Here is a 15,048-nt window from a genome sequence, read left to right as displayed (position 1 = left end):
ATAGTTGCCTCAAATTCTTGGTCGGTAGAACAAGAGTGGGTCCCACCGGTCCCGCTCTTTTTTGTTTGGTACACACTGAAAACTGAGCAGACTGCCGCCGGAAATCCTATTGCACGTATTTTAAGGAATACAGGGTGAACGAACAAACACAACAGGACCAGATCATTACAGCGCTTGACGCGACACAGGATGAACCACGCATTATCCGTGAAACGGGTATTGATGCAAAAGTGGCATCGCTGATCGAACCTGCGATTAATGCTGCGGGTTTCCGTCTTGTGCGCGTGCGTCTTTCCGGCCTCAACGGCCTCACCCTGCAGATTATGGCTGAGCGTCCGGACGGCACCATGACCGTTGAAGATTGCGAAATTGTCAGCCGCACCGTTTCTCCGGTTCTCGATGTTGAAGATCCGATTGACGGCAAATATCACCTTGAAATTTCTTCACCGGGCATTGACCGCCCGATGGTACGCAAATCTGACTTTTCCAACTGGCAGGGTCATATTGCCAAACTCGAAACCTCGATGCTGCATGATAACCGCAAGAAATTCCGCGGCCGCATCATCAAGGTTGAAGCTGAGACTGTCACTCTCGAAACCGATCAGGCCACTTACGGCGCGGAAGCTCAGACCACAATTCCTTTTGAGCTGATCGCTGATGCAAGACTGATCCTGACCGATGATCTGATCCGTGATGCGCTGCGCAAAGACAAAGCTCTTCGTGAGGGCCGTATTCCGGGCGACGAATTGAGTGATGAATTCAATCTGGACAGCGGCAATGCCGATGCTCCGGAGAGCGATAAAGACAACTAAGCATTTCACAGGCGAATGACTTCATTTGCTTGTCATGATAATGCGACAAAACAAAAAAGCTTTCGCACCCAGAAGCAAAAAACGGGTGCTGCACCAAGGAGAGACCAATGGCAGTCAGTGCAAACAGGCTAGAGCTTCTTCAGATCGCTGATGCGGTTGCGCGTGAAAAATCCATTGACCGCGAGATCGTGATTGCAGCGATGGCCGATGCCATTCAGAAAGCTGCCCGCTCCCGTTATGGTCTGGAAACCAATATCCGCGCGGATATCAATTCCAAAAGCGGTGAAATCAAGCTGCAGCGTCTGCTTGAAGTGGTTGAAACTGTAGAAGATTACGCCACACAGATCGCTCTGGAATCCGCACGTGAACGCAATCCGGATGCGCAAGTAGGCGATTTCCTTGCCGACCAGCTGCCGCCAATGGATTTCGGCCGTATTGCTGCCCAGTCCGCCAAACAGGTAATCGTACAGAAAGTGCGTGAAGCCGAGCGTGACCGCCAGTATGATGAATTCAAAGACCGTCTGGGTGAAATCATCAACGGTACTGTCAAGCGCGTTGAATATGGCAATGTGGTTGTTGATCTCGGCCGCGGTGAAGCCATTGTCCGCCGCGATGAATTGATCCCGCGTGAAGCATTCCGCTACGGCGACCGCATCCGCGCTTATGTCTATGATGTCCGTCGCGAACAACGCGGCCCGCAGGTTTTCCTGTCGCGTACCCACCCGCAGTTCATGGCGAAACTCTTCACCATGGAAGTGCCGGAAATTTATGACGGCATTATCGAAATCAAATCGGTTGCCCGTGATCCGGGTTCGCGCGCCAAAATGGCCGTTGTGTCCCGTGACAGCTCGATTGATCCTGTCGGCGCCTGCGTTGGTATGCGCGGTTCCCGCGTTCAGGCCGTTGTCGGCGAATTGCAGGGCGAAAAGATCGACATTATTCCTTGGTCGCCGGATGCAGCGACTTTCATCGTTAACGCCTTGCAGCCTGCGGAAGTGGCCAAGGTTGTTCTGGATGAAGATGCAGAACGTATCGAAGTTGTTGTGCCTGACGATCAGCTGTCGCTGGCCATCGGCCGCCGCGGTCAGAATGTGCGCCTTGCCTCGCAGCTGACCGGCTGGGACATCGATATTATGACGGAAAACGAAGAATCCGAACGCCGCCAGAAAGAATTCACAGAACGCTCTGCTTTGTTCATGGAAGCGCTGAATGTGGATGAAATGGTTGGTCAGGTTCTGGCTTCCGAAGGTTTCGGTTCGGTTGAAGAAATCGCCTATGTCGAAAGCGACGAAATCGCTTCGATCGATGGTTTCGATGCTGATACTGCTGCTGAAATTCAGGATCGTGCGAAAGAATATCTGGATCGTCTCGAAAGCGATCTGAATGATCGTCGTCTCGAACTGGGCGTCAGCGACGAACTGCGCGATGTACCGGGTCTGACCAGTGCAATGCTTGTTGCAGTCGGTGAAGACGGCGTGAAGACCATGGATGATTTTGCCGGTTATGCGGTGGATGATCTCGTGGGCTGGCGCGAGCGTAAAGACGGTGAAACTGTTACTCATGCCGGTGTTCTGACACCGTTTGAAGTTTCCCGCACAGACGCAGAGCAGATGGTTCTCGCAGCCCGCCTTAAAGCAGGCTGGATTACAGAAGATCAGCTGGAAGAAGCTGCCAATGAACTGGCTTCGACAGGCGATGATGAAGAGCAGGCAGATGCTTAATCAGCATCTTGCAACTGCCGCTCGCGCGGGCGGATTTTGATGTCCGCGCATCGGCATCTACAGCAATTTCAGGAAAAGTGGAAACCGGTTTTCCGTCCGAAATTGCGTCATAAAAACGGAAATAATGCCTGTGTCAGCTTTTTTGATACAGGCCTGTTTTCCGACAAACTGCATACAGCCGGAACCGCTCGGTTTACGGCTGTCTTGCGCACACATATTGCAGGGCTTCTTGCCCTTGCACTCATATTAAAGTAGAAAACAGTTCCTCTCCACCGGCGCTGTTTTCGAGCGAAGTGGAGTTCTGGTTGAAACCGGATAAAAACGACAGGACCTGTATTGTTACGCGCGAGAGCGGCCCGGCTGTAGATCTCATCCGGTTTGTGGCTGCACCCGACGGTAGTGTTGTACCGGATCTGAAGCGCAATTTACCCGGACGCGGATGCTGGATTAAAGCAGAACGGCATATTGTTGATGAAGCGGTTAAACGCAAACTGCTGCCCCGCGCACTGAAAACGCAAGTTTCGGTGCCGGCGGATTTGGGTTCTCTGGTCGACAGGCTATTGACAAAATCCGCGCTGGGCAGTCTAGCACTGGCCAGAAAGTCCGGTGCTGTGGTGACAGGATCGGCGAAAGTTGATTCTGCTGTGCGTACCGGCCGCGTTACAATGGTGCTTCATGCGACAACAGCGGCTCCCGACGGCATCCGAAAGCTGGATCAGGCGCGTCATGCGAGGAAGATGGCAACCGGAGCAGATATAAAAGCCTATTCCCTTTTTACAGGGGATGAAATGGATTTGGCATTTGGCGGCGGAAATGTAATACATGCCGCCGTGATTGAAGGAACGGCAGCAACCGGGTTCGTCACGCGGGCGCTTCAGCTGCATAAATATCGCGGCGAGAGCGCAGCGAACTTGGAAAATCTGGCAGCCACTGCTGCGAAGGAAACGGAATCAGAATGAGCGACAGTAATTCAAACGACGACAAGACGCTGAGCGTCGACACAAAAAAGACGCTGACCATCAAGCGGCCAGGAGTCGAACAGAGCACTGTACGGCAAAATTTCAGCCACGGACGCAGCAAGTCGGTTGTTGTTGAGACGAAAAAACGTAAGTTTACCCGTCCTGACGAAAAACCTGAAGCTGCAGCCGCTCCGGCTCCTGTTCAGCCAGTTGCACCGGCTCCGACACCGGCACAAGCTGCTCCTGCTCCGGTTGCTGAAAAGCCGGCCGTGATTGCAGATGCACCTAAGCCTGCACCTGTTACAGAAACTGCTGCGCCTGTTGCAAAAACAGAAAGCGCACCGGTTGCTCCGCAGGCTGCCAAGCCAGCTGAAGCCGCAGTTGCAAAACCTGTTGCACCTAAACCTGCAGCGCCTGCTGCTGCCCGTCCGGCGGCACCGGCTGCTACAACCCGTCCGGGTGCCCCTGCGGGCAATCGTCCGGCCGGTGGTGGCTATAACAAGCCGCAGGGTTCCCGTCCGGGTGGCCGCAATGAACAGCGCAACCGTTCCAATGACCGTCCGGGCATGGTGTTGAACACCCTGTCCTCCTCGGAAATGGATGCACGTCGCCGCGCCCTTCAGGATGCGGTAATCCGTGATGCGGAAGATCGCAAACGCGCAGAAGCAGAAGCTATCCGCCGCGCGGAAGAAGAAAAGCGCCGTGAAATCGAGCGTCTGGAATCTGAACGCCGTCAGGCTGAAGAAGATGCACGCCGCAAGGCAGAAGCTGAAGCCAAGGCTAAAGCCGAAGCTGAAGCACGCAAGCGTGAACCGGCTGCACCTGTGCGTCCTGCTGCTGCACGTCCAAGCGGCGATCGTCCTTCGGGTGATCGCTCTGGTGATCGCTCCGGCGGCCAGAACCGTGGCCCTGCTGGTCAGAACCGTCCAAATCAGGGCGGCTACAACCGCACCGGCGGCGCACCTGCCCCGCGCGATATTAATGCTGAAGCACCGCTGGCCGACAAAAAGCCGACCCAGCAGGTTCTGAACCGCAAGCCGCAGAATGATGATGATGATGATCGTCGTGGTGCAGGCGTACGTCGTAACGTACCTGCAAAGCCGGAAGTGCGCGCTACAAAGCCGACCAAGGCTGAAGAAGATCGTCGTCGCGGCAAACTGACCCTGAACAGCAATCTGGAAGACGAAGGCCGTTCGCGTTCGCTTTCGGCTATGCGTCGCCGTCAGGAAAAGTTCAAGCGTTCGCAGATGCAGGAAGTCCGTGAAAAGATCTCCCGTGAAGTGACTATTCCTGAAACCATTACCATTCAGGAACTGGCACAGCGTATGACGGAACGTGCCGTGGACATCATCAAATACCTGATGAAACAGGGTCAGATGATGAAGCCGGGCGATGTGATCGATTCCGATCTGGCACAGCTGATCGCGGAAGAATTCGGCCATACCGTTAAACGCGTTGCGGAATCCGACGTTGAAGAAGGTATCTTCAACGTGGAAGACAATCTCAGCGCAATGCTGCCGCGTCCGCCGGTTGTGACCATTATGGGTCACGTTGACCATGGTAAGACCTCGCTGCTCGATGCAATTCGTCAGGCAAATGTGGTCTCGGGTGAAGCCGGTGGTATTACCCAGCATATCGGTGCTTATCAGGTTGAACAGAACGGCCAGAAAATCACCTTTATCGATACGCCTGGTCACGCCGCCTTTACGCAGATGCGTGCCCGTGGTGCGCAGGCAACGGATATCGCCATTCTGGTAGTTGCCGCTGATGACAGCGTGATGCCGCAGACGATTGAATCGATCAACCACGCCAAAGCGGCCGGTGTTCCGATCATCGTGGCGATCAACAAGATCGATAAGCCGACCGCTGATCCGCAAAAAGTACGCAATGCCCTGCTGCAACACGATGTGTTTGTGGAAACCATGGGCGGTGAAGTGCTTGATGTGGAAGTTTCCGCCAAGAACAAAATCAACCTCGACAAGCTGCTTGAAGCCGTTCTGTTGCAGGCTGAAATTCTTGATCTTAAAGCCGATCCTGAGCGTACAGCTGAAGGTGTGGTTATTGAAGCTCAGCTTGACCGCGGTCGCGGTGCGGTTGCAACCGTTCTGGTTCAGAAAGGTACATTGCATCCGGGCGAGATCATCATCGCCGGCAGTGCATGGGGTCGCGTTCGCGCCCTCGTCAATGACCATGGCGACCATGTGAAAGAAGCATCCCCTGCAATGCCGGTGGAAATTCTCGGTCTGTCCGGCACTCCGCAGGCTGGTGACCGCTTTGCGGTTGTTGCCAACGAAGCAAAGGCGCGTGAAATTTCTGAATATCGTCAGCGTCTTGCCCGCGATAAGGCCGTTGCCCGTCAGGCAGGCTCGCGCGGTTCCCTTGAGCAGATGATGTCTAATCTGCAGTCGAGCGGTCTCAAAGAGTTCCCGCTGGTTATCAAGGGTGACGTGCAGGGTTCGGTTGAAGCGATTATCGCTTCTCTCGACAAGCTCGGCACTGATGAAGTTCGCGCACGTATCGTTCATTCGGGTGCCGGTGGTATCACAGAAAGCGATATCTCGCTGGCTGAAGCATCAAATGCTGCCATCATCGGCTTCAACGTCCGCGCCAATAAACAGGCTCGTGATGCCGCCGAACAGCAGGGTATCGAAATCCGCTACTACAACATCATCTATGATCTGATTGATGATGTGAAAGCAGCGATGTCCGGTCTTCTGCCGCCAGAACGTCGTGAAACCTTCATCGGTAACGCTGAAATTCTCGAAGTCTTCAACATCACCAAAGTCGGTAAAGTTGCCGGTTGCCGTGTTGTTGACGGTAAAGTCGAGCGTGGCGCCGGTGTACGCCTTATCCGCGACAACGTGGTTATCCACGAAGGCAAGCTCAAGACACTCAAGCGCTTCAAGGACGAAGTTGCCGAAGTGCCGATGGGTCAGGAATGCGGTATGGCATTTGAAAACTACGAAGATGTACGCGCAGGCGACATCATCGAAGCGTTCCGCGTTGAGATGATCACGCGTACGCTGTAATCAGCAAAGCAGCGGCAGTTATCAGAACTGCCGCTGCTTCATTTCTCGGGCGGTTTACACTCATCTTCAGACATAGTGCCGCTCTGAATTTTTAATTGGCCGCATTGTCATAATTGTCAGGCTGTATCAGTCTGGTTGTGAATAGGATGAAAGCCTCGCAGGCTTTTCCGCAATCATGCAATTTGTACAGTTGCCGACCGATATTTGGCTCAGATTTTGGAGTCCCCATGTCCCGTTTTTCTTCCACAGGACCATCACAGCGTCAGTTGCGCGTCGGCGAGCAGGTTCGTCATGCCGTGGCTCAGGTGCTGTCACGCGGCGAAATCCGTGACGATGTTCTGAATAATACCGTTGTTTCCATCACCGAAGTGCGCATGTCGCCTGACTTGAAAATTGCGACCTGCTTTATCAGCATCGTCGGCAATACAGATGTGCAGACAGTCATTAAAGCACTGGCCAATAATGCGAAATTTCTGCGTGGCCGCGTTGCACCACAACTGCGCCAGATGAAATATATGCCGGAATTCCGTTTCCGTCCGGATACCAGTTTCGACAATTTTGCCAAGATCGATGCCCTGTTGCGCTCGCCGGAAGTTGCGCGTGATCTGCAGCAGGATGACAGCGATGAATCTGACACAGAAACACATAAAGATAACGAGAATAACGGCTGATGGCACGCAGAGGTAAGAAAAAAGGCCGTCCGGTTTCCGGATGGGTGATTTTTGACAAGCCGAAAGGCATGGGCTCAACCGAGGCCGTTTCCAAAATCAAATGGCTTTTCAGTGCTGAAAAGGCCGGTCATGCCGGTACGCTTGATCCGCTTGCCTCCGGCATGTTGCCGATTGCTCTGGGCGAAGCCACCAAAACCGTACCTTACGTGATGGACGGCACGAAAATCTATTCCTTCACCGTGACCTGGGGCGAAGAACGCTCCACGGATGATCTGGAAGGCCCTGTAACCAAAACCTCTGATAAGCGTCCCACAGAAGACGATATTCTGGCGCTTTTGCCAAATTATATTGGTACTATTCAGCAGATCCCGCCGCAATTCTCCGCCATTAAAATTGACGGTGAACGTGCCTATGATCTGGCACGCGGTGGTGAAACAGTTGCTATTCCTTCCCGTGAAGTCGAGATTTTTCAGCTTGAGCTGGTTGAGATCAACGAAGCCGGACAGGCCGTGTTTGAAGTTGAATGCGGTAAAGGCACCTATGTGCGCTCGCTCGCCCGCGATATGGGACGCGATCTCGGCTGCCTCGGCCATATTGCGGAACTGCGTCGTCTGGAAGTTGCGCCTTTCAACGAAGATGACTTCGTGACGCTTGAGGAGCTGGAAGCCGCATGGCCGCCGCTGCCGCCGAAATCTGATGATGAAGATGCGGAACCTGCGCCTGCAGCACCTCGTGATTTCTCAGCCCTTGATGATTTTATCATTGATACCGGTGCAGCGCTGGAAGATCTGGTACAGGTTGCCTTGTCCGACGATCAAGCTCACCGTGTGCGCATGGGCAATCCGGTGATCTTGCGTGGCCGTGATGCACCGCTGGAAGCGGATGAGGTTTGCGCCAATCACAAAAACCGTTTGCTGGCTATCGGTTACATCGAACAAGGTATGTTCAAGCCGAAACGCGTTTTCACTTATTAAACTAGAGCATTTCACAGTCAAGTTGGATCAACTTGACGTCGGGATAATGCGACAAACTAAAGAATCTAGAGCGAGCACTGCGATTCAACATAAATGTAAACGGCTCTAGCGATTACAGCTTAGCGCATTTTATTAAAAAGCCTGCATTGCAGGCTTTTTTGAAATGTGTCTGGAAATAAGCCACAGTTTCGATTATATGATCCTCAGGTTCCGTATAAGGCATTCGTCAATGCTGACTGTACAGAACTGAAGTAAACGGCCCCGGCTGGACGACATCTTGGCCACGGGCGACATTTCTCCTCTTAAACAAAAAGGACATTCCGATGTCGATTACTGCTGAACGCAAACAGGCTCTTATCAAAGAATATGCAACCAAAGAAGGCGATACCGGTTCTCCTGAAGTACAGGTAGCCGTTCTTTCGGAACGCATTTCCAACCTGACCGGTCACTTCAAAGGCCACAAGAATGACAACCATTCCCGTCGTGGTCTTCTGAAAATGGTTTCTCAGCGCCGCAACCTGCTCGACTACCTCAAAGGTGTTGACGAAGCGCGCTATCAGAACCTGATCGGCCGTCTCGGCCTGCGCCGCTAAGCGCATCATCCGGCGAAAACCTGTAATGGTTTTCGCCGGAACTTTTACCGGAGTAAGACTTTTCATTAAATCTCTCCGGCAACAGGGTATTTACGGCTCAACAGCCTGAAAACACTCTGTATTATACAAAAATGCATTCTCCGTGCGTGTAAGCGCCAAAACGGGAAAAATGCAGCAGGGCTTTAACAATACTGTCGTAAAAGCCCGATATGGAACTGTATTGAACAGGTTCCGCAGGCAGGATTGCAGGCAGCTCGTCCTTATCCGAGCTTCTTGTTGTCTTGCCCGCTCCCTGTTCCAAACCGGAATATTACATGCGCTGACATCAGCGCAGAACATAAATATTCCAAACCAAGGACAAGATATGTTCAACACTCATAAAGTTGAAATCGAATGGGGCGGCCGTCCGCTCATTCTCGAAACCGGCAAAGTCGCCCGTCAGGCAGACGGCGCGGTTATCGCCACTTACGGTGAAACAATGGTGCTGGCCACTGTCGTTTCGGCCAAGGAGCCAAAGCCGGGTCAGGACTTTTTCCCTCTGACTGTAAACTATCAGGAAAAAGCCTATGCAGCCGGTCGTATTCCTGGCGGTTATTTCAAGCGTGAAGGCCGTCCGAGCGAAAACGAAACTCTGGTTTCCCGCCTGATCGACCGTCCGATCCGTCCGCTGTTTGCTGACGGCTACAAGAACGACACACAGGTTGTAATCACCGTTATTCAGCACGATCTGGAAAACAATCCGGACGTATTGTCGATGGTTGCCGCTTCCGCTGCGCTCACCCTTTCCGGCGTACCTTTCATGGGCCCGATCGGTGGTTCGCGCGTTGGCTACATCAACGGCGAATATGTTCTGAACCCGCATCTCGACGAAATGGCTGAATCCAAACTGGATCTGGTTGTTGCCGGTACCAGCGATGCTGTTCTGATGGTTGAATCCGAAGCGCAGGAACTCTCTGAAGAAGTCATGCTCGGCGCTGTTGTTTTCGGTCAGAAGGGCTTCCAGCCTGTGATCGATGCAATCATCAGCCTTGCTGAAGTTGCTGCAAAAGAACCACGTGACTTCCAGCCGGAAGACCTGTCGGCTCCTGAAGCCGCAATGCTGGCAATCATTGAAGATGATCTGCGCGCAGCTTACAAAATCATCGACAAGCAGGCTCGTTATACCGCTGTTGATGCTGCCAAAGCTAAAGTTAAAGCGCACTTCCTGCCGGAAGATGCGGAAACAACCGAATATACTGCTGAGCAGATCGGTACTGTTTTCAAATCGCTGCAGGCTAAAATCGTTCGCTGGAACATTCTGGATACCGGCAGCCGCATCGACGGCCGCGATCTGGTAACCGTTCGTCAGATCGTATCCGAAGTTGGCGTTCTGCCACGCACACACGGTTCGGCTCTGTTTACCCGCGGTGAAACACAGGCAATCGTTGTTGCAACACTGGGTACCGGTGAAGATGAACAGTTCATCGACACTCTGGCTGGCCTGCAGAAAGAATCCTTCCTGCTGCACTACAACTTCCCGCCATATTCCGTTGGTGAAACCGGTCGTATGGGCTCACCAGGCCGTCGTGAAATCGGTCACGGCAAACTGGCATGGCGCGCAATCCATCCGATGCTGCCTGCCAAAGAACAGTTCCCGTACACTCTGCGTGCGGTTTCTGAAATCACTGAATCCAACGGTTCGTCCTCCATGGCAACCGTATGCGGCACCTCGCTGGCGCTGATGGATGCCGGTGTACCTCTGACCCGTCCTGTAGCCGGTATTGCTATGGGTCTGATCAAAGAAGGTGACCGTTTTGCAGTTCTTTCCGATATCCTTGGTGACGAAGATCACCTCGGCGATATGGATTTCAAGGTAGCCGGTACTGAAAACGGTATCACGGCTCTGCAGATGGACATCAAGATCGACGGTATTACCGAAGAGATCATGAAAACCGCTCTGGAACAGGCTAAAGGCGGCCGTGTTCACATTCTCGGTGAAATGGCGAAAGCCCTGTCCGGCGCCCGCGCTGAACTCGGTGAATTTGCACCACGCATCGAAGTGATGAACATTCCGACCGACAAAATCCGTGATGTTATCGGTTCCGGCGGTAAAGTTATCCGCGAAATCGTTGAAAAGACCGGCGCCAAAATCAACATCGAAGATGACGGCACAGTCAAAATTGCTTCTTCTTCCGCCAAGGAAATCGAAGCAGCGAAGAAATGGATCCACTCCATTGTTGCTGAACCGGAAATCGGCGAAATCTACGAAGGTACAGTTGTTAAAACTGCTGACTTCGGAGCATTCGTAAACTTCTTCGGCCCGCGCGATGGTCTGGTACATATCTCGCAGCTGGCTGCAGACCGCGTTGCCAAGACCACCGATGTGGTTAAGGAAGGCCAGAAGGTCTGGGTTAAACTGATGGGCTTTGATGAGCGCGGTAAAGTGCGCCTGTCGATGAAAGTCGTCGATCAGGAAACCGGCAAGGAAATCGTTGCCGAGAAGAAAGAAGAAACCGCAGCTGAATAAGCTGATTTCGAGTTTCAAAAAGCCCCGCATAGAAATATGCGGGGCTTTTCATTTAAAGCACGCAGTAATTACAGTCTCAGTTCAGGAGTGCGTTGTTTAAACCGGCTCAGCCTGAGTCTCAGCTTTTATGCCCTTTTGCAGCCAAGCCTCCTGATGGGCACAATCGGTAATTGCCTGTGCCTCACTGACAGCCATAGTCAGCAAATAGGCAAAGAAACTCTGTTTGCTTTTATGGGCCTGTGAAATCATCTCATTCAGTTGCAACAAGCGCGCCTGATGTTGTGGCAGACATGTTGCAAAACATTGCGGCTGACAACATTTACGCGCCATAGTACTACTCCCCCGCGAGCAACACAGCATTACAGATAGTTTGAAACTTTAACCGATAATAAGTTCAATATAATATCTGCCAGAAACCACCTACTGTCATCCTTCTCAGGTAGAAAAGACCAAAGAAATTTTATGATTACCGGCGCCCAAAACACCCTCTTTCTGCCCTTTGAGAATGAAACACTTGATCTGCCGCAGCCGGGAGAAAAATATCTCTGCTTCGGCATCAGTGCCGACACGACACTCAGCACAGAGTGGAAACAGGCACTGCATTGTATTCAGCCATTGAGACCGGAATGGCTGGCGCTCAATAAAGCCGGATTTCATGTTACGCCGCAGATCAGCGAAAATGAGACCTATGACGGCGGTATGATTTTGCTCGGCAAACATCGCGGCCGCAATGAAGAATGGCTGGCGACATTGCTGACCCAAGTCAAAGCCGGCGGCTTGATTATTATCGCCGGTGACAAAAAGCTTGGCATTGACAGTTTCCGCAAGCGCAGCGACCAGATTTCAGCTTCCATCGACCGCCTGTCCAAAAACCATGCTGTAACTTATTGGCTGGCGCGCCCTGAGGCGATTGATGCCGGGATCACACAAAGCCTCATTCCGGAGCAAAAACGCGTAGACGGGCGTTTCTGGACGAAAGCAGGCATGTTCTCCCATGGCGAAGCCGACAAAGGTTCTGCTCTGCTGGTACCGCATCTCAAAAACATCGCCTTCGGTCATGTAGCGGATTTGGGGGCTGGCTGGGGTTATCTCAGCGCCGCCTGTCTCGACAATCCGGCCAAGATCAGCCGTATTGATCTTTATGAAGCGGATTTTGAGGCACTGGAAATTGCCAAAAGCAATCTGGCTGAACTCAACAGTTCAGTACCTCTGCACTATTACTGGCATGACGTCGCTTCCGAGCCGATGACAGAGATTTATGACACGGTTATCAGCAATCCGCCGTTTCATACCGGTCGCAACACTGATATTTCGCTCGGCCAGAGCTTTATAACGGCAGCCGCCAAGCGCCTTAAATCCGGCGGACGTTTCCTGATGGTGGCAAATCGCCAGCTCCCTTATGAAGCTGTCTTGAAACAGCATTTCCGGCAAGTGATGCCACTCACCGATAAAGACGGTTTCAAAGTCATCGAAGCACGAAAATAAAGCAGTTTCAGGAAAAGTGGGAACCGCCTTCGCGGGGAAAATAGTTCACTGGACTATTTTCTTGTCCCGCTTCGATCCGTCCGAAACTGCGCTAAAAAAATGACAAAAAAGCCGCGCAATGCGCGGCTTTTTTTCATATCATATGTAACAGGCTTATTCAGTGCCGGTCGCGTCCGAGCTTTTCAGCTCTTCCAATGTCGGCATGGAGACGATGTTGTAACCTGAATCCACAAAGTGAACTTCACCGGTTACACCGCTCGACAAATCCGACAACAGATAGACTGCGGATTTACCCACATCATCAATATCAACGGTACGGCGCAGCGGCGAATTACGGCGTTGATACGAGAAGATCGCGCGCGCATCACCGATACCGGCACCGGCCAGTGTACGCACAGGGCCAGCCGAAATTGCATTCACGCGGATATTCTGCGGGCCATAATCGGCAGCCAGATAACGCACCATGGCTTCAAGAGCAGCCTTGGCAACACCCATCACATTATAGTTCGGAATGGTGCGGGTTGAGCCGCCATAGGTCAGTGTGAGGATCGAACCGCCGTCTTTCATCAGCTTCTCAGCACGCTGAGCAACTTCCGTGAAGGAATAAGCAGAGATCACCATTGTACGGCTGAAATTTTCACGGGTGGTGACATCCGCATAACGGCCTTTCAGCTCTGTTTTGTCGGAGAAACCAATAGCGTGAACGATAAAATCGAGCTTGCCCCATTTTTTCTCGATCTCGTCAAAGACCGCATCAACAGTTGCAATATCTTCCACATCGCAAGGCAGTACGAAATCCGATCCGACCTGCTCCGCCAGCGGTTTCACGCGCTTGCCAAGAGCATCACCCTGATAGGTGAAAGCCAGCTCAGCACCCTGATCGGCAAGATGTTTGGCAATACCCCAAGCAAGAGAATGGTTGTTTGCAACACCCATAATCAGCCCGCGTTTGCCCTTCATTAAATCCTGCATACTCTCTCTCCGTCAGCCCTGATAGCGCTGGAAAACCAGCGTTGCGTTCGTTCCACCAAAACCGAAGGAGTTGGACAGTACCGTGTTAATTTCTGCATTATCGATGCGCTTGCGCACAATCGGCATATCCGCGAAATCCGGATCCAGTTCATCAATATGTGCGCTTTCGCAGATGAAATTATTATGCATCATCAAAAGCGAATAGATCGCTTCCTGAACGCCGGTTGCACCCAGCGAATGACCGGTCAGCGATTTGGTTGCCGCAATTGGCGGGCAGGCATCGCCTGAACCAAAGACTTTACGGATCGCTTCGATTTCCGGTGCATCGCCCGCAGGGGTCGATGTGGCATGCGGATTGATATAGTCAATCTTGCCGTTCACGGTTGACAGCGCCATGCGCATGCAGCGCTCTGCGCCTTCGCCCGACGGGGCAACCATGTCATAACCGTCTGATGTCGCACCATAGCCGACAACTTCACCGTAAATCTTGGCACCGCGCGCCAGCGCAGTTTCCAGATCTTCCAGCACCAATACACCGGCGCCACCGGCAATTACAAAACCGTCACGGTTTTTGTCATAGGCGCGGGATGCACGTTCCGGTGTATCATTATATTTCGAAGACATCGCGCCCATGGCGTCAAACAACACCGACAGGGTCCAGTCGAGATCTTCGCAGCCACCGGCAAACATACGGTCCTGCTTGCCATACTGGATCATCTCAACCGCATTGCCGATGCAATGGTTCGAGGTCGCGCAAGCCGAGGAGATCGAATAATTGATGCCCTTGATCTTGAAAAAAGTCGCCATCGTGGCCGATGCGGTGGAGCTCATGGCTTTCGGCACTGCGAAAGGACCAACACGTTTCGGGCCTTTGTCGCGGGTAATATCAGCAGAATCCACGATTGTGCGGGTGGAAGGGCCGCCGGAGCCCATGATGATACCGGTGCGATCGTTGGAAACCTGTTCTTCGGTCAGGCCTGCATCGGCAATCGCCTGATCCATGGCCACATGGTTCCATGCGGTGCCGCGACCGTGAAAACGCATTGCGCGGCGGTCAACCAGCGCTTCAACATCAATCTGCGGTGCGCCCGAGACCTGACAGCGAAAACCGAGTTCCGCCTGATCTTCAGCCCGCCGGATACCCGATCTGGCCTCAAACAAAGAGGTCAGCACCTCTTCGGTATTATTGCCAATCGAGGATACAATCCCCATTCCGGTAACGACAACACGCCGCATTGCGTTCTCCTTTGCACCTGTTCCCTGAATGACACCCTGTTTTTGCGGATGCCGCTACGCGGTTACATAAGTGCGACTTTTACATATTTT

11 protein-coding genes and 2 pseudogenes are annotated in these 15,048 nt (G+C 52.7%); 10 read left to right on the top strand and 3 right to left on the bottom strand.

The window, feature by feature from the left end:
- Positions 1-134: 134 nt before the first annotated feature.
- The 9 genes and pseudogenes from rimP to pnp all read left to right on the top strand — a co-directional run bounded on the left by rimP (position 135) and on the right by pnp (position 11,265).
- Complete coding sequence (gene rimP, locus LDL70_RS15590) at positions 135-812, top strand: ribosome maturation factor RimP (RefSeq protein WP_075653984.1); 678 nt, start codon at positions 135-137, stop codon at positions 810-812.
- Between the two features lie 107 nt (positions 813-919).
- Complete coding sequence (gene nusA, locus LDL70_RS15585; protein ID WP_075653983.1) at positions 920-2,533, top strand: transcription termination factor NusA; 1,614 nt, start codon at positions 920-922, stop codon at positions 2,531-2,533.
- A gap of 305 nt (positions 2,534-2,838) precedes the next feature.
- Positions 2,839-3,492: an RNA-binding protein gene (locus LDL70_RS15580; protein WP_084664797.1), complete on the top strand. Its 654-nt coding sequence runs from the start codon at positions 2,839-2,841 to the stop codon at positions 3,490-3,492.
- A pseudogene (locus LDL70_RS18085) lies at positions 3,489-3,794 on the top strand (translation initiation factor IF-2 associated domain-containing protein); the annotation flags it as partial. The gene LDL70_RS15580 and the pseudogene LDL70_RS18085, both read left to right, overlap by 4 nt.
- Positions 3,795-4,448: 654 nt before the next feature.
- Positions 4,449-6,521, top strand: a pseudogene (gene infB / locus LDL70_RS15575) (translation initiation factor IF-2); the annotation flags it as partial.
- A 227-nt stretch (positions 6,522-6,748) separates the two neighbouring features.
- Positions 6,749-7,192, top strand: coding sequence for a 30S ribosome-binding factor RbfA (rbfA, locus tag LDL70_RS15570; protein ID WP_075653979.1), 444 nt, complete (start codon positions 6,749-6,751; stop codon positions 7,190-7,192).
- Entirely contained in the window at positions 7,192-8,166 is a 975-nt protein-coding gene (gene truB, locus LDL70_RS15565; protein WP_225685654.1) for a tRNA pseudouridine(55) synthase TruB, read from the top strand. The genes rbfA and truB overlap by 1 nt, the downstream gene beginning before the upstream one ends.
- 323 nt (positions 8,167-8,489) lie before the next feature.
- Entirely contained in the window at positions 8,490-8,759 is a 270-nt protein-coding gene (rpsO, locus tag LDL70_RS15560; protein WP_022711344.1) for a 30S ribosomal protein S15, read from the top strand.
- 364 nt (positions 8,760-9,123) lie between these two features.
- Positions 9,124-11,265, top strand: coding sequence for a polyribonucleotide nucleotidyltransferase (gene pnp / locus LDL70_RS15555; protein ID WP_022711345.1), 2,142 nt, complete (start codon positions 9,124-9,126; stop codon positions 11,263-11,265).
- Between the two features lie 96 nt (positions 11,266-11,361).
- On the opposite strand, the gene LDL70_RS15550 is transcribed toward pnp, so the two are convergent.
- Complete coding sequence (locus LDL70_RS15550; protein WP_213599687.1) at positions 11,362-11,595, bottom strand: hypothetical protein; 234 nt, start codon at positions 11,593-11,595, stop codon at positions 11,362-11,364.
- Between the two features lie 132 nt (positions 11,596-11,727).
- On the opposite strand from LDL70_RS15550, the gene LDL70_RS15545 reads away from it, so the two are divergent.
- Positions 11,728-12,750 carry a class I SAM-dependent methyltransferase gene (locus LDL70_RS15545; RefSeq protein ID WP_225685652.1) on the top strand — a complete coding sequence of 341 codons (1,023 nt, stop codon included), beginning with the start codon at positions 11,728-11,730 and terminating at the stop codon, positions 12,748-12,750.
- 153 nt (positions 12,751-12,903) lie between these two features.
- Here the strand turns inward: LDL70_RS15545 and fabI are convergent, their stop codons facing one another.
- On the bottom strand, positions 12,904-13,722 hold the full coding sequence (gene fabI, locus LDL70_RS15540) for an enoyl-ACP reductase FabI (RefSeq protein WP_075653974.1): 819 nt from the start codon (positions 13,720-13,722) through the stop codon (positions 12,904-12,906).
- 12 nt (positions 13,723-13,734) lie between these two features.
- Positions 13,735-14,958: a beta-ketoacyl-ACP synthase I gene (fabB, locus tag LDL70_RS15535; RefSeq protein WP_075653973.1), complete on the bottom strand. Its 1,224-nt coding sequence runs from the start codon at positions 14,956-14,958 to the stop codon at positions 13,735-13,737.
- Between the last annotated feature and the right edge of the window lie 90 nt (positions 14,959-15,048).

Source organism: Pseudochrobactrum sp. XF203 (assembly GCF_020341615.1).
Taxonomy (GTDB): Bacteria; Pseudomonadota; Alphaproteobacteria; order Rhizobiales; family Rhizobiaceae; genus Pseudochrobactrum; species Pseudochrobactrum saccharolyticum.
This window is presented reverse-complemented; position numbering and strand designations above follow the sequence as displayed.

What these genes read in the sequence shown, in the direction of transcription:
- LDL70_RS15550 (WP_213599687.1), bottom strand. Translation starts at nt 11,595, where the DNA reads ATGGCGCGTAAATGTTGTCAGCCGCAATGTTTTGCAACATGTCTGCCA.
- rpsO (WP_022711344.1), top strand. Translation starts at nt 8,490, where the DNA reads ATGTCGATTACTGCTGAACGCAAACAGGCTCTTATCAAAGAATATGCA.
- LDL70_RS15545 (WP_225685652.1), top strand. Translation starts at nt 11,728, where the DNA reads ATGATTACCGGCGCCCAAAACACCCTCTTTCTGCCCTTTGAGAATGAA.
- fabB (WP_075653973.1), bottom strand. Translation starts at nt 14,958, where the DNA reads ATGCGGCGTGTTGTCGTTACCGGAATGGGGATTGTATCCTCGATTGGC.
- fabI (WP_075653974.1), bottom strand. Translation starts at nt 13,722, where the DNA reads ATGCAGGATTTAATGAAGGGCAAACGCGGGCTGATTATGGGTGTTGCA.
- nusA (WP_075653983.1), top strand. Translation starts at nt 920, where the DNA reads ATGGCAGTCAGTGCAAACAGGCTAGAGCTTCTTCAGATCGCTGATGCG.
- pnp (WP_022711345.1), top strand. Translation starts at nt 9,124, where the DNA reads ATGTTCAACACTCATAAAGTTGAAATCGAATGGGGCGGCCGTCCGCTC.
- truB (WP_225685654.1), top strand. Translation starts at nt 7,192, where the DNA reads ATGGCACGCAGAGGTAAGAAAAAAGGCCGTCCGGTTTCCGGATGGGTG.
- rbfA (WP_075653979.1), top strand. Translation starts at nt 6,749, where the DNA reads ATGTCCCGTTTTTCTTCCACAGGACCATCACAGCGTCAGTTGCGCGTC.